Origin of the sequence: Subtercola boreus (assembly GCF_003399645.1) — a bacterium.
Taxonomy (GTDB): domain Bacteria; phylum Actinomycetota; class Actinomycetes; order Actinomycetales; family Microbacteriaceae; genus Subtercola; species Subtercola boreus_A.
Genome location: NZ_NBXD01000021.1, coordinates 50,003 through 72,030, shown reverse-complemented (window position 1 = coordinate 72,030; position 22,028 = coordinate 50,003). Strand labels below are relative to the sequence as shown.

20 protein-coding genes and 1 tRNA gene are annotated in these 22,028 nt (G+C 68.5%); 12 read left to right on the top strand and 9 right to left on the bottom strand.

Going from position 1 to position 22,028, the window contains the following annotated elements:
* Window positions 1-26 precede the first annotated feature (26 nt).
* Window positions 27-1,721, top strand: coding sequence for a thioredoxin domain-containing protein (locus B7R24_RS11260; protein WP_116419070.1), 1,695 nt, complete (start codon window positions 27-29; stop codon window positions 1,719-1,721).
* Window positions 1,722-1,734: 13 nt separating this feature from the next.
* Here the strand turns inward: B7R24_RS11260 and B7R24_RS11255 are convergent, their stop codons facing one another.
* The 3 genes from B7R24_RS11255 to B7R24_RS11245 form a co-directional block, all read right to left on the bottom strand.
* Complete coding sequence (locus B7R24_RS11255; protein ID WP_116419069.1) at window positions 1,735-2,172, bottom strand: rhodanese-like domain-containing protein; 438 nt, start codon at window positions 2,170-2,172, stop codon at window positions 1,735-1,737.
* A 138-nt stretch (window positions 2,173-2,310) separates the two neighbouring features.
* Complete coding sequence (locus B7R24_RS11250) at window positions 2,311-2,808, bottom strand: CoA-binding protein (RefSeq protein WP_116419068.1); 498 nt, start codon at window positions 2,806-2,808, stop codon at window positions 2,311-2,313.
* Window positions 2,805-4,100 (bottom strand): O-acetylhomoserine aminocarboxypropyltransferase/cysteine synthase family protein, encoded by a 1,296-nt coding sequence (locus B7R24_RS11245; RefSeq protein WP_116419067.1) that lies wholly within the window; start codon window positions 4,098-4,100, stop codon window positions 2,805-2,807. Before B7R24_RS11245 ends, B7R24_RS11250 begins: the two co-directional genes overlap by 4 nt.
* A gap of 154 nt (window positions 4,101-4,254) precedes the next feature.
* On the opposite strand from B7R24_RS11245, the gene B7R24_RS11240 reads away from it, so the two are divergent.
* Window positions 4,255-5,832, top strand: coding sequence for a long-chain-fatty-acid--CoA ligase (locus tag B7R24_RS11240; RefSeq protein ID WP_116419066.1), 1,578 nt, complete (start codon window positions 4,255-4,257; stop codon window positions 5,830-5,832).
* A 30-nt stretch (window positions 5,833-5,862) separates the two neighbouring features.
* Here the strand turns inward: B7R24_RS11240 and B7R24_RS11235 are convergent, their stop codons facing one another.
* Window positions 5,863-6,999: a YeiH family protein gene (locus tag B7R24_RS11235; protein WP_116419065.1), complete on the bottom strand. Its 1,137-nt coding sequence runs from the start codon at window positions 6,997-6,999 to the stop codon at window positions 5,863-5,865.
* Complete coding sequence (locus B7R24_RS11230) at window positions 6,990-8,621, bottom strand: dolichyl-phosphate-mannose--protein mannosyltransferase (protein WP_253259423.1); 1,632 nt, start codon at window positions 8,619-8,621, stop codon at window positions 6,990-6,992. The genes B7R24_RS11235 and B7R24_RS11230 overlap by 10 nt, the downstream gene beginning before the upstream one ends.
* 31 nt (window positions 8,622-8,652) lie before the next feature.
* On the opposite strand from B7R24_RS11230, the gene rsmI reads away from it, so the two are divergent.
* From rsmI to B7R24_RS11205, 5 genes are all read left to right on the top strand, one after another.
* A complete protein-coding gene (gene rsmI, locus B7R24_RS11225; RefSeq protein WP_116419064.1) occupies window positions 8,653-9,522 on the top strand; it encodes a 16S rRNA (cytidine(1402)-2'-O)-methyltransferase in 870 nt (289 codons plus the stop codon).
* A gap of 51 nt (window positions 9,523-9,573) precedes the next feature.
* A complete protein-coding gene (gene metG, locus B7R24_RS11220) occupies window positions 9,574-11,142 on the top strand; it encodes a methionine--tRNA ligase (protein ID WP_116419063.1) in 1,569 nt (522 codons plus the stop codon).
* Between the two features lie 113 nt (window positions 11,143-11,255).
* A complete protein-coding gene (locus tag B7R24_RS11215) occupies window positions 11,256-12,146 on the top strand; it encodes a TatD family hydrolase (protein ID WP_116419081.1) in 891 nt (296 codons plus the stop codon).
* Window positions 12,143-12,997, top strand: coding sequence for a 16S rRNA (adenine(1518)-N(6)/adenine(1519)-N(6))-dimethyltransferase RsmA (gene rsmA / locus B7R24_RS11210; protein WP_116419062.1), 855 nt, complete (start codon window positions 12,143-12,145; stop codon window positions 12,995-12,997). Before B7R24_RS11215 ends, rsmA begins: the two co-directional genes overlap by 4 nt.
* A 54-nt stretch (window positions 12,998-13,051) precedes the next feature.
* A complete protein-coding gene (locus B7R24_RS11205; RefSeq protein WP_116419061.1) occupies window positions 13,052-13,987 on the top strand; it encodes a 4-(cytidine 5'-diphospho)-2-C-methyl-D-erythritol kinase in 936 nt (311 codons plus the stop codon).
* Window positions 13,988-14,605: 618 nt separating this feature from the next.
* On the opposite strand, the gene B7R24_RS11200 is transcribed toward B7R24_RS11205, so the two are convergent.
* From B7R24_RS11200 to B7R24_RS11190, 3 genes are all read right to left on the bottom strand, one after another.
* Window positions 14,606-15,403, bottom strand: a complete 798-nt coding sequence (locus B7R24_RS11200; protein WP_116419060.1) for a 2'-5' RNA ligase family protein — start codon at window positions 15,401-15,403, stop codon at window positions 14,606-14,608.
* A gap of 181 nt (window positions 15,404-15,584) precedes the next feature.
* Complete coding sequence (locus tag B7R24_RS11195; RefSeq protein ID WP_253259422.1) at window positions 15,585-16,121, bottom strand: adenine phosphoribosyltransferase; 537 nt, start codon at window positions 16,119-16,121, stop codon at window positions 15,585-15,587.
* 70 nt (window positions 16,122-16,191) lie between these two features.
* Window positions 16,192-16,443 carry a DUF6458 family protein gene (locus B7R24_RS11190; protein ID WP_116419059.1) on the bottom strand — a complete coding sequence of 84 codons (252 nt, stop codon included), beginning with the start codon at window positions 16,441-16,443 and terminating at the stop codon, window positions 16,192-16,194.
* A gap of 119 nt (window positions 16,444-16,562) precedes the next feature.
* Here B7R24_RS11190 and B7R24_RS11185 point away from each other — a divergent pair, with 119 nt between their 5' ends.
* Window positions 16,563-18,383, top strand: a complete 1,821-nt coding sequence (locus B7R24_RS11185; protein ID WP_116419058.1) for an ABC-F family ATP-binding cassette domain-containing protein — start codon at window positions 16,563-16,565, stop codon at window positions 18,381-18,383.
* Between the two features lie 10 nt (window positions 18,384-18,393).
* Here B7R24_RS11185 and B7R24_RS11180 read toward each other — a convergent pair whose 3' ends face one another.
* Window positions 18,394-18,894, bottom strand: coding sequence for a MarR family winged helix-turn-helix transcriptional regulator (locus tag B7R24_RS11180; RefSeq protein WP_116419057.1), 501 nt, complete (start codon window positions 18,892-18,894; stop codon window positions 18,394-18,396).
* A 106-nt stretch (window positions 18,895-19,000) separates the two neighbouring features.
* Here B7R24_RS11180 and B7R24_RS11175 point away from each other — a divergent pair.
* The 4 genes from B7R24_RS11175 (at window position 19,001) to B7R24_RS11160 (ending at window position 21,902) form a co-directional block, all read left to right on the top strand.
* Window positions 19,001-19,072: transfer RNA gene (locus B7R24_RS11175), tRNA-Gln, on the top strand.
* A 27-nt stretch (window positions 19,073-19,099) separates the two neighbouring features.
* On the top strand, window positions 19,100-20,602 hold the full coding sequence (glmU, locus tag B7R24_RS11170) for a bifunctional UDP-N-acetylglucosamine diphosphorylase/glucosamine-1-phosphate N-acetyltransferase GlmU (RefSeq protein WP_116419056.1): 1,503 nt from the start codon (window positions 19,100-19,102) through the stop codon (window positions 20,600-20,602).
* Window positions 20,603-21,580: a ribose-phosphate diphosphokinase gene (locus B7R24_RS11165; protein WP_116419055.1), complete on the top strand. Its 978-nt coding sequence runs from the start codon at window positions 20,603-20,605 to the stop codon at window positions 21,578-21,580.
* Window positions 21,581-21,632: 52 nt separating this feature from the next.
* A complete protein-coding gene (locus B7R24_RS11160; protein ID WP_116419054.1) occupies window positions 21,633-21,902 on the top strand; it encodes a mycoredoxin in 270 nt (89 codons plus the stop codon).
* Window positions 21,903-22,028: the final 126 nt, after the last annotated feature.

Genomic DNA, 22,028 nt, shown 5'->3' with positions numbered 1-22,028 from the left:
CCTTCCATTCTACGTACGCTGGAAGCATGGCCAACAGACTCGCCGACGCGATCAGCCCCTATCTCCGCTCGCACGCCGACAACCCCGTGGAGTGGTTCTCCTGGGGCGAGGATGCCTTCGCTGAGGCCGAGCGCCGCGACGTTCCCGTGCTCATCTCCATCGGGTACTCGACTTGCCACTGGTGCCACGTGATGGCCAGGGAGAGCTTCAGCGATCCCGCGCTCGCTGAGGTGCTGAACCGGGGATACGTGGCCATCAAGGTCGACCGGGAGGAGCATCCGGAGGTCGACGCGGTCTACCTCGCTGCCGCCGGAGCGTTCACGCAGAATCTCGGCTGGCCGTTGAACGTCTTCGTCACGCCCCAGGGCCGGCCGTTCTTCGCCGGCACGTACTCGCCACCGGTGCCGGTGCAGGGCAACCCGTCGTTCCGGCAGGTGCTCGACGCGGTGGGTGAGGCCTGGTCGTCCAGACGCGACGATGTCGAGAGCACCGCCGCCCAACTGACGGCTGCGCTCGCCACGGCATCGACCTCGGCTTCGGCGGCAGACGTCGCCGAAGCCGGTCTCGCCACGCGGGCGCAGCTCGCCCAGGTGGTCTTCGAGCTCGATGCCTACGAAGACACCGTGCACGGCGGGTTCGGTACGGCGCCGAAGTTCCCGGTCGCCCCGGTCCTCGCCTTTCTGCAGGCGATGGATGCTCCGCTGGCCGATCGCACGCTGCGGGCGATGGCGGGGTCGGCGCTCCGCGATGGTGTCGAGGGGGGTTTCTTCCGTTATTCCACGAGGCAGGACTGGACCGACCCGCACTACGAACGGATGCTCTACGACAACGCCCTGCTGCTCGGTGCGTACGCGACAGCGACGGTCAGAGACGCCGGTGCGGGGTGGGCCAGGGAGGCCGCCGCGGGGATAGCCGGCTATCTGGTCGGTCGGATGCAGCAGCCGTCCGGCGGCTTCTCGTCGGCGCAGGATTCCGAGAGCGACGTCGACGGCGTGCGTACGGAGGGCGGCTACTATGCACTCGCGGCCGAAAGGCGGGCCCAGCAGGTCGCTCCCGCCTTCGACCTCAAGATTCTCACGGGTTGGAACGGGCTGGCCATCAGCGCCCTGGCGCAGGCGGGCCTGGCGCTCGATGAGCCCGGATGGCTCGCTGCAGCCCGCCGCGTGGCAGACTTTCTCCTCGACAACCACGTCAGGCCTGACGGAACCCTGGTGCGGGCCTCGCTCGGGGGCCGGATCTCGGATGCCCGGGCAACCCTCGAAGACTACGGAATGTTCGCGGCCGCCCTGCTCGAGCTGGGCAGAGCGACCGGAGTCGAACGCTACAGCGACGAGGGTGCCCGTCTTCTCGCGAGCGTTCTGCGGCCGGCCGGGTCGACAGAAGGCGCTGTCTTCTCCGTTCCGGGCGGCGGCGACCCCGTTCTCGCTTCACGGGGCCTGCTCGTCGAGGGTGATGTCTCGGAGGGCGCGTACCCCTCAGGCAACAGTGCCGCCGCGACGGCCGCGCTTGTGCGTTTCGGGCAGACCGGAGACGAGACCTTCCTCACGGTGGTGCGGGAGGCGCTCTCCCCGCACACAGCCGACGCGCTCTCCCGCCCGATCGGATTCGGAACGGCGCTCGAGCTGATGGCGCGGCTGAGGGCCGGCGAGGGCGCCGGCGGAGTCGAGAGCGAGAGCGAGGGCGAAGGCGCGGGCGGAGTCGACGAGCGCGCCAGCGACTAGGGGCTCAGCCGACTCAGCGGCGGGGCATCCGGCCCTCGACCGGGCGGTCTTCCCGGTTCCACTTGTCGAACCCGCCGTCGAGCACCGAGACCCGCTCGAATCCGAACGAGTGGAACAGCCAGCGCAGCTGGGAGGCGGCGTCGCCGGTCGAGCGGTCGTAGACCACGACGGTGGTCTCGCCGCTGATGCCGTGGCGCGCGGCGGCCCGCTCGAAATCGTGCTTCGCGGCCGGGGAGACGGGTTCGCGCTTCGCCGGGTCAGGGGCTCCCAGGTCGAAGTCGGCCACACGAGCGGTCGGGATGCGGGAGGGCTCGCCGCCGCCCGACCTTCCGCCGCCGTTCCGCGGCGCTGAGGCATCGAGCACGACCATGGTGTCCGAGCCGAGATGATCGCACAGCCACTGGGTCGATACCGTCGGTGAGACGACGAACGGGGCGTGTGACGTGATCATGCGGGCAACGCTAGTCGCGACCGGTGACGCCAACCTGAACGTGAGGGAAGTATGTCGAGAACGCGTAACACTCGCCCTGCGAGTCGTACCTGCGCGCTGTACCTGCGCGTTCGGCCTCCGCTCCCGCTCCGAGCGCGACTACCGAAGCGTCTTGCGAGCCGTGATCTGCCCCGTGTCGAAGCCGAGCAGGTGCAGTCCACCGTGGAAGCGGGCATGCTCCACCTTGATGCAGCGGTCCATGACCACCGTGAGCCCCTTGCTCTCACCGTCGACCGCGGCATCCTGGTTCCAGATGCCGAGCTGCACCCAGACGGTCTTCGCCCCGCTCGCGACCACATCGTCGATCACCGAGGGGATGTCGCTGGCCTTACGGAACACGTCGACGATATCGGGTACCTCGGGCAGCGAGGCGAGGTCGGGGTAGACCGGATGCCCGAGGATCTCCGTCGCGTTCGGGTTCACGAAATAGACGCGGAAGTCGCTCGACTGCAGCAGGTACGTGCCCACGAAGTAGCTCGAGCGTGCCGGGTTCGGGGAGGCTCCGATGATGGCGACGGACTTCGCGCTCCGCAGGATCTTCAGGCGTTCCTTGGCATCGGGACCGATCCAGGTGCGCTCGGTCGACACGGTTGTCATGACTTTCCCTCCATGGCCTTCGAAAGCGCCTGGTCGAGGTCGTAGATGATGTCGTCGGGGTCTTCGATTCCGACGCTGATGCGCACGATGCCGGGCAGTACTCCCGCCTCGAGCAGCTGCTGCTCGTTGAGCTGCGCGTGGGTGGTCGACGCCGGGTGGATGACCAGGGTCTTCGCATCGCCGATGTTGGCGAGGTGACTGGCCAGGTCGACGGACTCGATGAAGGTGCGTCCGGCATCCCGCCCGCCCTTCACGCCGAAGCTGAACACCGAGCCGGGGCCCTTCGGCAGGTACTTGAGCCCACGCTCGTAGTGCGGATGATTCGCGAGCCCGGCCCAGTTCACGAAGTCGATGCGGGGGTCGGCGTCGAGCCACTCCGCGACGATCCGCGCGTTGTCGACGTGCGCCTGCATGCGGAAGGGCAGTGTCTCGACACCCTGGGCGAGGAGGAATGCGGAGTGCGGGGCCAGCACGGGCCCGATGTCTCGCAACTGCTCCGCGCGCAGGCGGGTGAGGAACGCGTACTCTCCGAAGTTGCCCGACCACTCGAGACCCCCGTAGGTCGCGACCGGCTGACCGAAGAGGGGGAACTTCTCGCTGTGCCAGTCGAAACGCCCGCTCTCGACGACGACACCGCCGAGGGTGGTGCCGTGGCCGCCGAGGAATTTGGTGGCCGAATGGATCACCACGTCGGCACCCCATTCGATGGGCCGGTTGAGGTACGGTGTTGCGATCGTCGCGTCGATGATCAGCGGAATGCCGTGGGCGTGCGCCACCTCGGCGAGACCCTCGATGTCGGCGACCTCGCCCGAAGGGTTGGCGACGGTCTCGGCGAAGATCAGCTTCGTTCTGTCGGTGATCGCGGCGGCATAGTCCGCCGGCTCGGCGCTCTGCACGAACGTGGTCTCGACGCCGAACCGGCGAAGGGTCACGTCGAGCTGGGTGATCGAACCCCCGTAGAGGTTGGCGGAGGAGACGATGTGGTCTCCCGCTCCGGCGAGCGACGCGAACGTGATGTACTGCGCAGCCAGTCCGCTCGCCGTGGCGACCGCGCCGAGACCACCTTCGAGGCTTGCGACCCGTTCCTCGAAGGACGCGACGGTCGGGTTGGCCAACCGGCTGTAGATGTTGCCGTACTTCTGCAGGGCGAAGCGGGCCGCGGCATCCGCCGTGTCGTCGAAGACGAATGCCGACGTCTGGTAGATCGGCAGCGCCCTCGCACCGGTCACCGCGTCTGGAATGTTGCCCGCGTGGATTGCCCGAGTTCTGAAGCCGTATTCTCGATCTGCCATATGAGCCAAACTACCTGCTGCCACGCCTTCGAACCCCCTTCACGACTCGCGGTGTCACATTTGTCGAAGCATGTTGACAGCGAGCGGTGCAGAGTGTTCACGGTGAGCCCAACTACACTGTGTGAACGTCAAAGTCGACTGAGAGAAGTGCTTCATGAGTGCAGGATTTGCCACGATGTCCGTTGCGTCGATCCTCGTGGAGGCGGCCAAGCGCACGCCCGACCACGTGGCGATCGTCGTCGGCCAGACCCATACAACGTATGCCGAGCTCTGGCAGCAGACCAGGCAGTACGCTGGCGCGCTTCGCGACAGGGGGGTCGGGCCGGGAACACCGGTGGCGATGCTCATTCCGAACGTCGCCGACTTTCCCCGCATCTACTACGCGGTGCTCTCGCTCGGCGGTGTCGTGGTTCCGATCCATGCCCTGCTGAAGGGCAAGGAGATCGAGTACGTGCTGCGCGACAGTGGCGCCGAACTGCTGGTCTGTGCCGCTCCGCTGCTGGCGGAGGGCGCCAAGGGTGCCGGCCTCGCCGGCGTACCGGTGCTCAGTGTTCTGCTGCCCGAGGCCGACCCCGCCCTGCCGCCCCGGCTGGAAGACGAGGCCCGCGCATCCGTTCCCATCGACACCTACGTGCAGCGTGATCCGTTCGACACGGCCACAATCCTCTACACGAGCGGAACCACGGGCACCCCGAAGGGCGCCGAAGGCTCGCACCTCGCGCTGGTGGAACAGGTCAACGTCTCCCTGCTGACGACGTTCGACATGAAGGAGGGCGACCGGGTGCTCGGCGCACTCCCGCTCTTCCACACGTTCGGCCAGACCTGCACGATGAACACCATCTTCCGCGCGGGAGCCACCATGGTCATGGTGCCGAAGTTCGACGGCGACACAGCACTCTCGGTCATGAACGACCAGCAGTGCACGATCTTCATGGGTGTTCCCACGATGTACATCGCACTGCTGGATGCCGCGTCCCGCAACCCCGACCGCCCGCCGCTGCGCTACGGCATCTCGGGCGGCGCGGCCATCCCGGTCGCCGTCATCAACCGCTTCAAGGAGCTGTTCGGCACCGAGATCCATGAGGGGTACGGACTGACCGAGACCTCTCCGGTGGCGACGTTCAACATGGTCGGAGTGCCGCCGCGCGCGGGCACGATCGGCACGCCCATCTGGGGTATCGACGTGGAGATCGCCGACGCGGAGGTGGCGGAGTCGATCGAGCTGCTGCCGATCGGCGAGCTGGGTGAGCTGGTCATCCGGGGCCACAACCTGATGAACGGGTACCACAACCGCCCGGAGGACACGGCGAAGGCGATGGTCGACGGGTGGTTCCGCACCGGCGACCTCGGCCGGAAGGACGAAGACGGCTACCTGACGATCGTCGACCGAACGAAGGACATGATCCTGCGAAACGGCTACAACGTGTACCCGCGCGAGGTCGAAGAGGTTCTGGCGGCACATCCTTCGGTGTCGATGGTGGCGGTCTACGGCGTTCCGCACGAGACGCACGGGCAGGAGATCATCGCCTCTGTGGTGCTCGCCTCGGGTGCCTCGGCGACGGCCGACGAGCTGCAGGCTTTCGTGAAGGAAGACGTGGCGGCGTACAAGTACCCGCGTCACATCGACATCGTCGAGTCGCTGCCGCTCGGCCCCTCGGGCAAGGTGCTGAAGCGCGAGCTCGTCGCGGCCTATCTGGCCCGTGAGGAATCGGCGGCACCGGTCGCCGGCTAGCGCTGCCAGCTGCTCCGCTGGCCGGCTGGGTCAGCCGAGCAGCGCCACCGCGCCGAGCGACAGCAGCGCGATCAGCAACCACGAGGTCAGGCCGACGATCAGGGCGCGCCAGCCGGTGCGGGCGAGCGCCGCGAAACGGATGTTCGACCCCAGCGCGAACAGTGCCATGCCGAGCAGGATGGTCTGGGCTGTGTCGGCGGCCGAGAGAACAGGTGCCGAGAAGGTGGGGTCGACGAGCACGAACGTGCGAACGAGCACCGCCGCGAGAAATCCCACGATGAACAGCGGCACGATGGGCGGGCGCGGGGCGGCGGCACCCGAGGGCCGAGTGCCCGGGGCGTCGACAGTGCCCGGGGCGTCGACAGTGCCCGGGGCGTCGACAGCGTCCGCCGCGGTGGTTCTGCCCACCTCCAGGCGCGCGGCGCGTCGGTCGCGCCCGCGCTCGACGAGCCCCACGATGGCCACCATCGGCGCCAGAGTCAGAACCCGGGTGAGTTTCACGACCACTGCCACGGCCAGCGCCGCCGGCCCGGCGATCTGGGCGGTCGCGACCACCTGGCCGACGTCGTGCACGCTGAGCCCCACCCAGGTTCCGAAGTCGGCGTCGTCGAGTCCGAGCGGGAAGCGCAGGGCGGGCAGGATGAAGATCGCCAGCGTTCCGCAGAGAGTCACGAGCGCGACCGGGGTCGCCTGGTCTTCGTCTTTGCTGCGGGTGACCGCGCTCATCGCGCCCACGGCCGAGGCCCCGCAGATGGAGAACCCGGCCGCGATCAGGATCGGTTGCGTACCCGGGAGGCGGAGCAGCTTTCCGAAGGCCAGGGTGGCGGCGAACGTCACGCCCACCACCAGCACGATCACGACGATGGTGGGCCAGCCGAGCCCCGCGATGTCGAAGAGCGAGAGCTTCAGGCCGAGCAGCACGATGCCGATGCGCAGCAGCCTCCGCGCGGCCAGTGCGATGCCGGGCTTGAGGATGGTGTCGAGCAACCGCTGGGTTGAGGGAATCTGGCCCACGATCATCCCGAGCCCGACAGCGGCCGTCAGCAGGGGGATGAACGGGAAGACCAGATGCAGAACGAAGGCCACGAGTGTGGCGAGCCCCGCCACGAAGATCCCCGGCAGCCAGCGCGGCCCGGCGCGACCGGCCGAGGCGCCGCTCAGCGCCATGACGGCAGCCAATAGTGCAGTGTCAGGAGCCAGCCCGGAATCGGCTGCGCCGTCCACACCGGCCAGAAGAACACCGTCACCACTGACGCGAGGAGAAGGTAGCCTGCCACGACCCAGAGGGCCGAGACCCGTTTTCGGCGGGCATCCGTTCGTCTGCCGAGCGCCATGCCGATGACGAACGTCAGCCCGAGGATCATGTAGGGCTCGAAGGCGATCGTGTAGAACTGGAAGATCGTGCGGTTCACGAAGAGCAGCCACGGCAGGTAGCCGCCGACCATGCCCATCAGGATGAGGCCGACCTGCCATTCCCGCCTCCGGATGAGCCGGTAGACGAGAAAGAGGATGGCGGCCGTCGCGGCCCACCAGATCGCGGCGTTGCCGACAGACGTGATGTTCTCGTAGCAGGTCTGCTCGCCGCATCCGCCTGTGCCGTTCTGAAGTGTGTTCACGTACATCTGCGTCGGGCGGATCATGAACAACCAGGTGAACGGATTCGCCGAGTAGGGGTGCGGTGAGTGCTCGTTGACGTTGAAGTTGTAGACCGACGCCTCGAAGTGCCAGAAGTTCTGGATGGTCAGCGGCACCCAGGCGAGCCCGCCCGTCCAGGGCGTTCCGTCGGTCTGGGCCCAGTTGCGGTAGTAGCCGTTCGAGCTGGCGAACCAGCCCGACCACGTGACGAGGTAGCTCGCCAGGTAGAGCGGCACGATCAGCACGAACGACGCCAGGCCCTGCTTGAGGATGGAGGCACTGAGCCAGAACGGGAGGCCGGCGCGGCGGCGGGCCAGGGCATCCACGAGCACTGTGTAGAGGGCGAACGCGACCAGGAAGTAGAGCCCCGACCATTTGACGGCGGTCGCGAGCCCCAGCGCGATCGCGGCAAGCAGCAGCCACGGCCGCCACCAGATCGCAGGCCCCCAGAGCACCTCCCTGCCTTCGCTCTCGCTCTGGGCCAGCCGCTCCGCAAGCCGCCGCAGATGCCACTCCCGGTCGAGCAGGAAGGCACCGAACCCGAGCAGGAGGAACAGCATCAGGATGCCGTCAAGGATGCCGATGCGCGCCATCACGATCGCATGGCCGTCGATGGCGAAGAGGAAGCCGGCGATGGTGCCGAGCAGGGTCGAGTGGAAGAGCTTGGTGCCGATCAGCGAGACCAGCAGAACGGCGAGGATGCCGCAGACCGCCACGGAGACACGCCAGCCGAAGCTGTTCTCGGCGCCGAAGACGGCTAGCCCGAGGGCGATGATCCACTTGCCGAGGGGCGGATGCACGACATAGCCCGGAGCGGCGAGATAGGTGTCGACGTCGCCGGCGTCGAACGCGGGGTCGGGCGTGGCGGGCCAGGAGCCCTCGTAGCCGAGGTGCAGCAGCGACCACGCGTCTTTGACGTAGAACGTCTCGTCGAAGACCAGGCTGTGCGGGTCGCCGAGGTTCCAGAGCCGCAGGATGGCCGCGAGGAGCGTGACCGCGAGGGGGCCGCCCCAGCGCCAGGCGCGCTGCCGCGCCGGAGTGCTGACGAGCCCGGCCCACCACGTGTCGAGGCGGCTGCCGCGGGGCCCCTCGGCTGCGGCAGGGGCAGCGAGCTGGTCGGGCGCTGGAGGTTCGGCGTCGGTCGCAAGGCTCACCCGCTCATGGTAGCGGTGCGACACTGGGGGGATGATCATCCTCGCCGCCACTCCCATCGGCAACCTGAAGGATGCCTCCGTACGCCTCGTCGAGACCCTGGAGGCCGCCGAGGTGGTCGCGGCCGAAGACACCCGCGTCACGGCGAAGCTGCTGCGTGCGCTCGGCGTGGAGAACCGCCCGCGCCTGATCGCCCTGCACGACCACAACGAGCGCGAGAAGGCGGCCGAGCTCGTCGAACTGGCCCGCAGCACCGACCTCGTCGTGCTGAGCGACGCCGGCATGCCGACCGTCTCCGACCCGGGTTTCCACCTCGTGCAGGCTGCGGTGGCCGCGGGGGTGGATGTCACGATCATCCCGGGCCCGTCGGCCGTCGTGTCGGCGCTCGCGGTCTCGGGCCTGCCGACCGACCGGTTCACGTTCGAGGGCTTCCTTCCACGCAAGCAGGGGGAGCGGCTCTCTGCGCTCGGCGATCTCGTGCGCGAGCGCCGCACGATGGTGTTCTTCGAATCGCCCAACCGCCTCGCCGCGTCATTGGCCGACGTGGCGACGGCGCTCGGCGACGACCGCGTCGTGGCGGTGTGCCGCGAGCTCACCAAGCTCTACGAGGAGGTGAAGCGCGGTTCTGCCGCCTCGCTCGTGCCGTGGGCCTCTGAGGGCGTCAAGGGCGAGATCGTGCTGGTGGTCGCGGGTGCGGGCGCCCTCGAGGTCACGCTCGCGGTCGGCGTCGCGCAGGTGCAGGAGCTCGTCTCCGACGGTACGCGCCTGAAGGATGCCGCCGCCGCGATCGCAGACGCGACCGGACTCAGCAAGCGCGACCTCTACGAAGCGGCGCTCGCGTCGCGCACCCGGCCCGCGGCATCCACTCCTCCACAGGTACCGGACTTTCCACAACCTCGCTGAACGCGCGTAATACGGCGGGCCGGATGCATGGCACGCCTTAAGATGTTCCTTATGTCTGACGGCTCCTCGTTCTATATCACCACGCCTATTTTCTACGTGAATGACGTGCCCCACATCGGCCACGCCTATACAGAGGTGGCGGCCGACGTTCTCGCGCGCTGGCACCGGCAGGCGGGCGACGACACCTGGTTCCTCACGGGCACCGACGAGCACGGCCAGAAGATCCTGCGCACGGCGACGGCGAACGGGGTGACCCCGAAGGAGTGGGCCGACCGGCTCGTCGAGACGGCGTGGCAGCCCCTGCTGGCGACGATCGACATCTCGAACGACGACTTCATCCGCACCACCGACAAGCGGCACGAGGTGAACGTGCAGCTCTTTTTGCAGCGCCTCTTCGACGCCGGGTACATCTATACCGGCGACTACGAGGGCTCGTACTGTGTGGGCTGCGAGGAGTACAAGCAGCCGGGCGACCTCGTCGACGGCACCGGGCAATACGAGGGGCAGCAGGTCTGCGCCATCCACTCCAAGCCGGTCGAACTGCTGCAGGAGCGCAACTACTTCTTCCGCATGAGCGACTTCACCCAGCCGCTGCTCGACCTCTACGAGAAGAACCCGCTGTTCATCCAGCCCGAGAGCGTGCGCAACGAGATCGTCGCGTTCGTCGGCCGCGGCCTCACCGACCTCTCCATCAGCCGCCAGTCGTTCGACTGGGGCATCAAGGTCCCGTGGGACGACTCGCACGTCGTCTACGTCTGGTTCGACGCGCTGCTCAACTACATCACCGCGGCCGGCTACGGCGCCGACGACGCCCAGTTCGAGCGGCTCTGGCCGGCGACCCACATCGTGGGCAAAGACATCGCCCGCTTCCACGCCGTCATCTGGCCGGCGATGCTCATGGCCGCGGGCCTCGAGGTTCCGAAGCAGGTCTTCGGGCACGGCTGGCTCCTGGTCGGCGGCGAGAAGATGTCGAAGTCGAAGCTCACCGGTATCGCGCCGAACCAGATCACCGACACGTTCGGCTCCGATGCTTTCCGCTACTACTTCATGAGCGCCATCAACTTCGGGCAGGACGGCTCGTTCAGCTGGGAAGACCTGTCGGCGCGCTACCAGTCGGAGCTCGCGAACGGGTTCGGCAACCTCGCCTCGCGGGTGGTCGCCATGGTGCTGCGGTACTTCGACGGTGCGATTCCGGATGCCGCGACCCTCGCCCCGGCTGACGAGACGGTTCTGGCGCTCGAACGGCGGGTCACCTCCGAGGCAGACGAGGCAATCGGTCGCCTCGCCATCCACGAGGCGCTCGCGAGCATCTGGCAGCTGGTCGACGGGCTGAACGGCTACATCACCGAGCAGGAGCCCTGGGCGCTGGCGAAGAACCCCGAACAGCGCGAGCGGCTGCAGGCGGTGCTGTCGACGGCCGTGCACGGGGTCGGTACCCTCGCGGTGCTGCTCTCGCCGGTCATCCCCGAGGCCACCACGAAGCTCTGGCAGGCCCTCGGCGGGGTCGGCGAGATCACCGCCGTGCCCGTCACCCGGGCCTTCGAGTGGCAGAGCGCGGGCCGGGTCGAACCCCTCGAGCCGCTCTTTCCACGGGTCGAGACGATCGACGGCGCCGCGTGAGCGACCCTGCGACGGGGGCGGCCGGGCCGGTCAGCCCTGCTGCGCCCACCGGGTCGGCTGCGCCGCCCGGGGCGGCCGGGCCTGTCAGCGCGGGTGCGCCTGCTGCGCCCGCCATCCGCCAGCGCGACGCCTCGCCGGGTCGCGACCTGACGTACTCACCGCTACCCGAGCCGCTCACCGTGCCCGTGTACGACAACCACACCCACCTCGAGATCTCCGACGGAGCACCGGGCGAACAGCTCTCCTACCGCGAACACCTCGACCGGGCATCCGCCGTCGGTGTGAAGGGTGTCGTGCAGGTCGGCGGCGACGTCGAGACCTCGCGCTGGTCGGCCGAGCAGGCGGCGATCGAGCCGCGCATGCTCGCCGCCGTCGCCTTGCACCCGAACGAAGCTCCCCTCTATGCCGAGCGCGGAGGGCTCGACGATGCCCTCGCGGTCATCGCCGAGCTCGCCACGCGCCCCCGGGTCGCCGCGATCGGCGAGACCGGGCTCGACTTCTTCCGAACATCCGGAGATGAGGCCATCGCGGCGCAGTACCGGTCATTCGAAGCGCACATCGAGATCGCGAAAGAGAACAACCTCGCGATGCAGATCCACGACCGAGACGCCCACGCCGAAGTGATCGCCACACTGAAGCGCGTCGGAGCGCCGGAGCGAACGGTCTTCCACTGCTTCTCGGGCGATGCCGAGCTGGCCAGAGTCTGCGCAGAGAACGGGTGGTACGTGTCCTTCGCCGGCACCGTGACGTTCAAGAACGCCGCCAACCTCCGCGAGGCGCTCGCCGTGGCGCCGAGAGACCTCGTGCTGGTCGAGACGGATGCGCCCTTCCTCACCCCGGTACCGAATCGCGGCCGACCGAACGCGCCCTACCTCATCCCGTACACCCTGCGGGCGATGGCCGCCCAGCTCGGCATCGACGACGAGGAGCTCGCCGCCCAGATCTCCACGAACACCGAAGCCGTCTACGGCTCCTGGAACGCAGAACCGGTCACCGCCTCATGACCGACGAGAGGGCGTCGCTGCTCGGGCCGGCCGAGATCCGCGACCTCGCCGAGCTGCTGAACCTCACCCCGACGAAGAAGCTCGGCCAGAACTTCGTCATCGACGGAAACTCCGTGCGGCGCATCGTGCGCATCGCGGGAGTGCAGCCCGGCGAGACCGTGGTCGAGATCGGGCCCGGCCTCGGGTCGCTCACCCTCGGCATCCTCGAGGTGGGTGCCGAGGTCATCGCGGTCGAGATCGACAAGCGCCTCGCCGAACAGCTGCCACTCACCGTGGGCATCCTGCAACCGGATGCCCGGCTGCTCGTCATCCGCGACGATGCGATGCGCATCCTGTCTCTCCCCGGAGCCCCCACCCGTCTCGTGGCGAACCTGCCCTACAACGTCTCGGTGCCCGTGCTGCTGCACTTCCTCGAGCACTTCTGGAGCATCCAGTCGGGTGTCGTCATGGTGCAGGCCGAGGTCGGGCATCGCATCGCGGCCGAACCCGGGTCGAAGGTGTACGGCAGCCCGAGCGTGAAGGCGGCGTGGTACGGCGCCTGGCGAACCGCCGGCCAGGTCAGCCGGCAGGTGTTCTGGCCGGTGCCGAACGTCGACTCCGTGCTTGTCGCGTTCGAGCGCTCGGCGACGAGCCTGGCGAGCGAAGAGCTGCGCATCGCCACGTTCGAACTCGTCGATGGGGCATTCCAGCAGCGCCGCAAGATGCTTCGGCAGTCGCTCTCGAGCGTGTTCGGCAGCTCGCAGGCGGCGGCCGAGGTCATCTCCGCCGCCGGTCAAGACCCGACCGCGCGCGGCGAGGCGCTGACGGTGCACGACTTCCTCTCCATTGCGAGGGCGTCGATGAACCGGTGACGCCGGGTGCGTCGGCTGCAAACCGACGCACCGCGGCTCGGGTAGGTTAAAGTCATGACCCAGAACTGGCGAGGCAAAGCGGTTCACGTCAGGGCGCCGGGCAAGATCAACGTCTTCCTCAAGGTCGGTGCCGTCATGGACGACGGTTATCACGACGTGGCCACCGCCTACCAGGCCGTCTCGCTCTACGAAGACGTTCGCGCCTACGACGCCGACGACTTCTCGGTGGTCTTCACCGGCGCCATCGACTCCCGGGCACTGAGCACCGACGGCTCGAATCTCGCCATCCGTGCGGCACGAATGCTCGCCCACCGCGCCGGCTACCGCGGGGGAGTGCACCTCGAGATCTCGAAGAACGTGCCGATCGCGGGCGGTATGGGCGGCGGGTCTGCGGATGCCGCGGCCACCCTGCTCGCCTGCGACACCCTCTGGGGCACCGAACTCGGCCGTGAGGAGCTGCTCGGGCTCGCGGCCCGGCTCGGGGCAGACGTTCCTTTCGCGTTCACCGGCGGAACCGCCATCGGCACCGGTCGCGGCGACCAGTTGAGCCCAGCACTCGCGAAGGGCCAGTTCCAGTGGGTGCTCGCCCTCGCCGCCTTCGGCTCCTCCACACCCGAGGTCTACAAGGAGCTCGACCGCCACCGCGACCGCCACGCGCAGGACATCTTCCCCGCACAGACGCAGCCCTCCGTCGACGCCGACGTGCTGCAGGCGCTCCGCGCCGGCGATCCGCACATGCTCGCAGAATCGCTCCACAACGACCTGCAGGCCCCGGCACTGCACCTCGCACCCCGCCTCGCCGAGGTGTTGGAGGTGGGCGAAGCGAACGGCGCCCTGGCCGGCATCGTCTCCGGATCGGGCCCCACCGTCGCGTTCCTCGCCGCCGACCCCGACGGAGCCCTCGAACTGCAGCTCGCCCTGAGCGCCGCCCGCCACACCGTCGTGCGCGCCACCGGCCCCGTGCACGGCGCCCGCCTCATCGGCGACTGACCCGCGCTCGCGCGCCGCGCGCCTCGCCCCCGCTCCTGCGTCGCGCGCCCAGCCGCGCGCCTCGCCCCCGGCCCCGTGCGGGGCTCTCGCCTCGTCGGCGACTGACCCGCCCGCGCGCCGCCCCCCGCTCCTGCGTCGCGCGCCCAACCGTGCCCCGCGCGTGCGTCGCGCACCCCAACCGGGCGCCGCGCCCCGCGTCTGTGTCGCGCGCCCCGACCGCGCCCCGCGCGCCCACCCAGCTACCGCCGGAACGGACACGTTCCGGGCTATCCGGCACCTCAATCCCCGCGGATCGCCCGAACCGTGTCCGTTGTGCAGCGTCGGCGTGTCTTTCCACCCGCCAGGGCGGTGACGGGCCGGCCGCGCTGGCCGCAACGGACACGTTTTCGGCGATCCGGCGCCCTATCGAGCACGGATCGCCGGAACCGTGTCCGTTGAGCAGCACCGGCGCACTCTCCGCCCGCCCAGGCGGTAAACAGCCGGTCAAGAGGGGGCCTGCTTTCCCACTCGGACGGAGCTCAGCCGATGTGGAACCCCCCCTACGGCGCCACCTCTGCTCAGCCCCGTCCGGGTGAACCGGCTGCGCGCTCCGCGCCCGGCGCCTCGCCCGGCGCCGCGTCAGGCGTCGACGAGGGTGAGGGTCTTCGTGCTACCGGTCCAGTGCCAGAGCGTCACCGCCGAACCCACGTCCGACACCGGGTCGGCGGACACTGCCGGCCGGGCTTTGGCGAGAACGTCGATGGCGTCGGCGAGCTGGGCTGGAGTGAGACGGTTCGCGAGGGTGACATGCGGAACCCATCGGCCGGGTGCGCTGAGTTCCGACAGGTCGACGATTCCGGATGCCCGGCGGTGCACACTCGTGTGAAGCGCCTGCAACGCGGGGCTTACCGCGACCAACCGCCCCAGCACCAGGCCGCGCGGCGGCCCGCCGAACACCACCAGCCCGCCGATGTGCACCGCCACGGGCAGGAGCGACGCCGGAACCGTCCCGTTCAGACGTGGCCCGCCGGGCTGACTTGCCGCGCCTGCAGGGTCGGGCGTGGCAGGTTTGGGGGGTGCGATCCTGCCCAGCCCGCCGATGTGCACCGCCACGGGCAGCAGCGACGCCGGAACCGTCCCGTTCAGACGTGGCCCGCCGGGCTGACCTGCCGCGCCTGCAGGGTCGGAGGTGGAAGGTTTGGGGTGTGCGATCCTGCCCATGCCGCCGTCCGGGCCGGCCGCGGCGGATTCGGGGTGTGCGTTTGGCTCGACGAGTTCTGGGTTCACCTCGCGGGCGGCGAGCACAGTGAAGTGGGGTGCGTTGCTCGCGCTGGCGTGCCGCGCCTGGCTGGGGAGGCCCGCATCGAGCAGGGCGGCCCACTCCGCCCGGATCGCGGCATCCGTGTCGGCGTCGAACCGCAGCTCGAAGCTCATCATCGGTGCATCCCCGAGCTAGCCCCGCGCGCGGTACCGCGGAGCGCGGGTGGGGTGCCTCCGCTCAGGCCCCCACGCGGAGCGCGCAGTGCCACGTCCGCCGGCGCGACCGGCGCGACCGGCGCGACCGGCGCGACCGGCGCGACCGGCGCGACCGGCGCGACCGGTGCTCGGCAGGCCGTGCTCACCCGTCGAGCTCGATCAGCGCGTGCACGGGATATCCGGCCACCGCCTCGCGACCACCGAGGCCGCGCAGCTCGATCGCGACGCCGAGGCCCACCACGACGTAACCCGCCCGCTCCAGCAAGCGGATCGCCGCAGCCATGGTGCCGCCGGTGGCGAGCACATCGTCGAGCACGTAGACCCGGGAACCCTGCGCGAGAGATTCCGGTTGCAGCTGGATGGTCGCTGTGCCGTACTCCAGCGAGTAGGTCTCGCTCAGCAGCGGCCCCGGCAGCTTGCCCTCCTTACGGATGGGGTACACCCCGATGCCGCGCGAGACAGCTGCCGCGGCGGCGAACAGAAACCCTCGGGCCTCGACCCCCACCAGGGCATCGACATCGGTGGGAATCTGCGCCAGCAGAGCATCCGTGACCTGCCGGAGCGCATCCCCGTCGGCCATCAGCGCCGTGAGGTCGCGGAACAGGATGCCCGGCTTCGGAAAATCTGGAGTGGTGGTCATTTTGGCCGCGATCAGCGCAGCCACGCTCGAGGTTGTCACCCCCCGAGGCTAGCCGAGCATCCGGACACGCCCGGCGCAGCCGAGGCCGGGCCCGGCCCCAGCCTCGGCCTCAGACGACGTCGTCGCGGCGCTCGCTGCGGGTGATGCGCTCGCCGCTGACCGGGTCGACGGCGCTGCGGGTCTCGGCCGTCGTCGAACGCTTGCGGGCGATCAGCGCGATGCCGATGATGACGATCACGAATCCCGCCGCCATCAGGATGTAGCCGACCGTCTTGAGGTCGATCCAGCTGACCGTGACGTCGAGAGCGAAGGCGAGAATGGCGCCGACGGCGATGAGGAAGATTCCGAATCCGAGACTCATGATGGCCTTCTTTCTGTAGGTCGACTCAAACGCTACCCTGCGGGGCAGAAGCACACCACAGGGCACAGCCGGAAGCACGCACACCGTGGCACACCTGATTCTGTGGTGAACTTGAGGTAATGGCACATCTACTGGGGGCCGAGTCCCTCCATCTCGAATTTCCGACGCGCGTCATCTTCGACGACGTCACCATCGGCATCAATGAGGGCGACCGCATCGGCATCGTCGGGCGCAACGGCGACGGCAAGTCGACCCTGCTCCGGATGCTCGCCGGGCGCCTCGAGCCCGACTCCGGTAGGGTCACCCGCCGCAACGGGGTGACGCTCGCCGTACTCGACCAGAGTGACACACTCGACGACGCGCTGACGGTCGGGCAGACCATCGTCGGCGACATCGAGGAGCACGTCTGGGCCGGCGACCCCATCGTGCGTGACGTGATCGCGGGCCTGGCCAGCGACATCCCGTGGGACGCCGACGTGAAAGACCTCTCGGGCGGCCAGCGCCGGCGCATCGCGCTCGCAGCGCTGCTCATCGGCGACCACGACATCATCTTCCTCGACGAACCGACCAACCACCTCGACGTGGAGGGCATCGCCTGGCTCGCCGGTCATCTCAAGCGCCGCTGGTCGCCGAACGCCGGCGGGCTCGTGGTCGTCACACACGACCGGTGGTTCCTCGACGAGATCTGCACCGCGACGTGGGAGGTGCACGACCGCCTCATCGAGCCGTTCGAGGGCGGCTATGCCGCGTACATCCTGCAGCGCGTCGAGCGCGACACGATGGCGGCGACGATGGAGTCCAAGCGCCAGAACCTCATGAAGAAGGAGCTCGCGTGGCTTCGGCGCGGCGCCCCGGCCCGCACGGCGAAGCCGAAGTTCCGCATCGACGCCGCCAACGCGCTGATCGCCGACGAGCCGCCCGCCCGCAACTCGGTGTCGCTCGCGTCGATGGCGATGCAGCGCCTCGGCAAAGACGTGGTCGACCTCGAGAACGTCGGCGTCGTGTACGACGGCGCGACCGGTGAGAAGAGGGTGCTGCACGATGTGACGTGGCGAATCGCTCCGGGGGAGCGCACCGGTGTGCTCGGCATCAACGGGGCCGGCAAGTCCACCCTGCTGAGCCTGGTCTCCGGATCGCTCCAACCCACGACAGGGAAGGTGAAGCGCGGCAAGACCATCCGCGTCGCGACGCTGACCCAGCAGCTCTTCGAGCTCGACGACATCCTGAACGACCGCGTCAGCGACGTGATCGGCCGCCAGCGCAGTTCGTACGTCAGCGGCGGCAAGGAGATGACGCCCACCCAACTGCTGGAGCGTGTCGGCTTCACGAGCGCGCAGCTCTCGACCCCGGTGAAAGACCTCTCGGGCGGGCAGAAACGCCGCCTGCAGCTGCTGCTGATCCTGCTCAGCGAGCCGAACGTGCTGATTCTGGATGAGCCGACCAACGACCTCGACACCGACATGCTGGCGGCGATCGAAGACCTGCTCGACACCTACCCGGGCACGCTGCTGGTCGTCTCGCACGACCGGTACCTGCTGGAGCGCGTCACCGACAACCAGTACGCCGTGATCGAGGGTGGATTCATCCACCTGCCCCGGGGCGTCGACCAGTACCTCGAGGTGCGCGCGCTGCAGCAGAAGAACGGCACGAAGGGTTCGACCTCCAGCCCTTCGGAGTCGCCCTCGGCGGGTAAGGCCGCACCGTCGAAGCCCGCCCTCGGCGGCGCCGAGCTCCGCAACGCGCAGAAGGAGCTCGCCTCCGTGAACCGCCGCATGGAGAAGTACGGCACCCAGGTCGCCGGCATCCACGAGAAGATGGCGACCCACGACGCGAGCGACTACACCGGCCTCGGGGCGCTCTCGGCCGAGCTCGACACCGCCCAGGCCACCCTCGCAGACCTCGAGCTGAGGTGGCTCGAGCTCTCGGAGCTGCTCGCCTGAGAAGAGGGGCTCAGCCGAAGTCGCGGGAGAGCTTTCGGAGGAGTCCGGCCAAGCGCTCCTGGTCGGGCTTCGAAAGGCCCGAGAGCAACTGCGTCTCGCTGATCACGAGCTCGTCGATGGCCCGGTCGACCCGGGCGACCCCGTCGGCTGTCATCGTGACCAGGATGCCGCGACCATCGTGCGGGTCGGTGCGCCGTTCGACGAGCCCCCGTGCGACGAGGCGGTCGATGCGGTTCGTCATCGTGCCCGATGACACCAGGGTCTCCTCCAGCAGCGCTTTCGGGCTCAGCTGGTAGGGCCGGCCGGCGCGGCGGAGCGCCGAGAGAACGTCGAACTCCCAGGAGTCGAGTTCGCTCGTTCCGAAGGAGGTCCGGCGCGCCCGGTCGAGGTGCCGGGAGAGCCGCCAGACCCGCGACAGCACCTGCAGCGGTGAGAAGTCGAGGTCGGGGCGCTCGCGCTTCCACGCGTCGACGATGGAGTCGACGGAGTCTGTGGATTCCGGTTCGGGCATCCTGTCATTATCGCCGAAGTGCCGTGCGCATCTGCCGAGACGGCGACACGGTGAGCCGCTCGATCTGGCAGACTTGACCCTTGCACGCGGCGTGAGCCTCGGGCATTCCGCCTTGGTGTAACGGCAGCACGACAGCCTTTGGAGCTGTTAGGACTAGGTTCGAATCCTGGAGGCGGAGCGCTGATCACCAGAATGTGAGAGAAACATGACCGACTCCAGACTCGCGATCATCATCCTCGCCGCCGGGCAGGGTACGCGAATGAAATCCGAGACCCCGAAGCTCCTGCACCACCTGGCGGGTATCCCCATCGTCAGCCACGTTCTCGCCACCGCCCGCGAGCTCGATGCGGCCTACACGATCGCCGTCGTGCGCCACGAGCGCGACCGTCTCGTCGACGTGATCACCGACCAGTTGCCCGACGGTCTCGTGGTCGACCAGGACGACGTACCCGGAACCGGTCGCGCTGTAGAGCAGGCGATGGATGCCCTGCCGCTGGGCTTCGACGGCGACGTTCTGGTGATGAACGGCGACACACCCATGCTCGACGTGCAGACGCTGTCGGGTCTCGTCGCAGAGCACCGGCGCTCGAAGGCGTCTGCCACCCTCCTCTCGGCCTACCTCGACGACCCCTCGGGCTACGGCCGGATCATCCGTCACAGTGTCGATGAGCCGAGCGTCGACCGCATCGTCGAACACCGCGACGCGACGGAGAGCGAACGGGCGATCGCCGAGATCAACGCCGGCGTCTACATGTTCGGCGTCGCCGAGCTGCGCGACCTGCTGCCGCAGCTCACCCTTCACAATGCCCAGGGCGAGAAGTACCTCACCGATGTGGTGGAACTTCTGCGAAGGGCCGGCTCCGAGGTCAGCGTTCTGCCCGTCGCCGAATCGTGGCTCGTCGCCGGCATCAACGACCGCGCCCAGCTGAGCGAAGCCGCCGCCAAGATGAATGCCCTGATCATCCGGGGCTGGCAGCTGGCCGGCGTGACCGTGCACGACCCGGCGACGACCTGGATCGACCTCAAGGCGAGCATCGAGCCCGACGTGACGCTGCTGCCCGGTACGCAGATCCGCGGCGCGACCGTCATCGCCCGCGGCGCCGTGGTCGGCCCCGACACCACGCTCGTCGACTGCGAGGTGGGTGCGGGTGCGACGGTGAAGAGAACGGATGCCGAGCTCTCCGTCATCGGAGCAGGGGCGTCTGTCGGGCCCTTCGCCTACCTGCGGCCCAACACCGTGCTGGGCGCGAACGGCAAGATCGGCACCTTCGTCGAGACGAAGAACGCCCAGATCGGCGAGGGCAGCAAGGTTCCCCATCTGTCGTACGTCGGTGACGCGCACATCGGAGCTGGGTCGAACATCGGCGCGGCCACGATCTTCGCGAACTACAACGGGGTGGTGAAGAACCACACCGAGGTGGGCTCTGAGGTGCGCACCGGGTCGCACAACGTCTTCGTCGCCCCCGTTACTATTGGAGACGGAGCGTACAGCGCTGCCGGCACGGTCGTTCGCAAGAACGTTCCGCCGGGGTCGCTGGCCGTGAACATCGCGCCGCAGCGCAACCTCGAAGGATGGGTGGCTGCGCACCGCGAGGGATCGGCTGCCGACCGGGCGGCGAAGGCGGCGCTCACGAAGGCTGCGCTTGACGAGCAGGGCCCCGACAATTCCACACCAGCGGCATCCGGCGCTGAGAATCCAGGAGAATAAGTGTCTGAGATCACGGCCAACGGTGAAAAGCACCTCGTTCTCGCGACGGGCCGCGCGCATCCGGCCCTCGCAGAGGCCATAGCGGCCGAGCTCGACACGGGGCTGATCAGCAGCACCTCCCACACTTTCGCGAACGGCGAGCTGTATGTGCGTTTCAACGGCAGCGTTCGCGGCAGCGACGTGTTCGTCATCCAGTCGCACTCCACGCCCATCAACGAGTGGCTCATGGAGCAGCTCATCATGGTCGATGCGCTGAAGCGGGCCTCGGCGAAGCGCATCACCGTGGTGGCGCCGTTCTACCCGTACGCCCGGCAGGACAAGAAGCACCGCGGCCGCGAGCCCATCTCCGCGCGGCTCGTCGCCGACCTCTTCAAGGCAGCGGGCGCCGACCGCATCATGTCGGTCGACCTGCACGCCCCGCAGATCCAGGGCTTCTTCGACGGGCCCGTCGACCACCTGTTCGCGATGCCGGTGCTGATGGAGCACGTGCGCAAGACCTTCGACCTCGACCAGCTCACCGTCGTCTCGCCCGACATGGGCCGCGTGCGGGTCGCCGATGTGTGGAGCGACAAGCTCGGTACACCCCTGGCGATCATCCACAAGCGTCGGGACCCGCTCGTGCCGAACCAGGTGTCGGTGCACGAGATCGTCGGTGATGTGAAAGACCGCTGGTGCCTGCTGGTGGACGACCTGATCGACACCGGGCGAACGATCGTCGCAGCATCCGAAGCCCTGAAGAACGCGGGCGCCAAGGGCGTCATCGTGGCGGCGACGCACGCGGTGTTCTCCGACCCGGCCTACGAGATCCTGCAGTCGGACTTCATCGACTCGGTCGTGGTGACCGACACGCTGCCCATCCCCGAGGAGAAGCGCTTTCCGTCGCTCACCGTGCTGCCGATCGCTCCGCTGCTGGCGCGGGCGATCCACGAGGTGTTCGACGACGGGTCGGTCACGTCGATGTTCGACGGCGACGCCTGATACCGCGCTGCGGTCGGGAAATAAACCTGCCAGGCGCGAGGTTGATGCGACTATGACGACGACAACCGACTTCCTCCCCGCCGACTCCACCATCACCATGTTCTCGACGACCTGGTGCGGGTACTGTGCACGGCTGAAGAAGCAGCTCGACAAAGACGGCATCGGCTACACCGAGGTCAACATCGAGGAGGTCGAGGGCACCGCTGACCTCGTGGCGGCTCTGAACGGTGGCAACCAGACCGTGCCCACCGTGCTCTTCCCCGACGGATCGAGCGCCACGAACCCCTCGGCAATGGAAGTGAAGTCGCGCCTGGGCCTCTGAGCCGCGGCCCGTTCTCCCTTGCGTTTTGCGCACAAGTACCCAAGCCGAAGGCCATGGGTGCTTTTGTGCAAAACCCCGGCGGCGCTCGGCTGCCGCCTAGGGGTTGAGCGGGCCTAGGGGTTGAGC